The organism is Deltaproteobacteria bacterium, assembly GCA_009929795.1.
Classification (GTDB): domain Bacteria; phylum Desulfobacterota; class Desulfovibrionia; order Desulfovibrionales; family Desulfomicrobiaceae; genus RZZR01.
This window is the reverse complement of sequence record RZZR01000403.1, coordinates 1-1,051: the sequence shown is the minus strand read 5'-3', so window position 1 is coordinate 1,051 and position 1,051 is coordinate 1. Positions and strand designations below refer to the sequence as shown.

General features: G+C 61.1%; 2 protein-coding genes. Both read right to left on the bottom strand.

Translation table 11 applies throughout. The features are described from left to right. On the bottom strand, window positions 1-356 hold a 356-nt coding region (locus tag EOM25_15325), incomplete at its 3' end, for a response regulator (protein NCC26551.1). A gap of 29 nt (window positions 357-385) precedes the next feature. Further along, window positions 386-1,051: SIMPL domain-containing protein (locus tag EOM25_15320; GenBank protein ID NCC26550.1), on the bottom strand; the 666-nt coding region annotated here is incomplete at its 5' end.

The window sequence follows — 1,051 nt, the reverse complement described above, 5'->3', positions numbered from 1 at the left end:
GCCTCCTCAACCGGCTTGGTCAGATACATGTCGGCCTCGGATTCGAACTGGGCCTCCATCATCCGCTCGCTGTCGTCGTAGCGGGAGAGGATGACGATCTTGGATTTTTCCCCGGGAGCGCTCTTGGCCATGTCCTCCAGCTGGCGCATGCGCCTGGTGGCCTCCAGACCGTTCATTTCCGGCATGTCGATGTCCATGACCACGAGATCGAAGGGCTCTCGGCCAAGCATGGCCTGGCGAAAGGCGTCCAGACCCTCACGGCCGTTGGAGGCCGTGTGGCACCGGCCGTACTCCTGGAGAATTCGCTCCAGATAGGTGCGCATGAAGGCGCTGTCGTCGGTGATGAGAATCTTCATATGGCCACGATCCTTTCGTTTCCCGGGCCCTATGCTCCGGTTTCGATGGCGAAATGGGCCGTAACCACGGCCTTGACGCTCTTCTCGATGGTCCTGGTGTCGTAGATGCCATAGCCCGAAACGTCCATGGAGTTGACCGGCGTGACCTGGAAAACCCCCTGGGTGGCCGAGCGCAGAGCCCCGACCCTGACATTTCCGCCCTCGGCGAACTGTCCGGCCCGGTTCAGGGCGTCCTTGGTGGCCTGGGCGATGAGGCCGAGCTTGATTTCTTCCAGAAATGACACATAGAATTCGGGTTGGAGGGATATGAACTCCATGCCCGTCTTGACCAGTCCGGCGGCCTCGGTGGCCAGGGTGGCAATTTTTTCCACCTCTCCGGAGCCGACCTCCACGAATTGCTGGAGTTGGTACCCCTCGACCTGATTGGTCTGGAAGCCCGAATCGTTCATCCGGTACAGGGTTGTGGTCATGGCCGGTTCGACGGCCACCGCATCCGTGGAAAAGCCGAGCCGTTTGAGGTGGTCGAGAACTTGGCTCATCTCGGATTCCAGCCTGGTGTATGCCTCGGCCAGGTTCTGGCCGCGTACGGTCAGGTAGCCCTTCCAGACGCCCATGTCGGCTCGGACCTGCTGCTGGGCGAAGCCCTTGACCTCGATGATCCCCGATTGCCTGATCCGAACGGCCGTGTCGCAGAC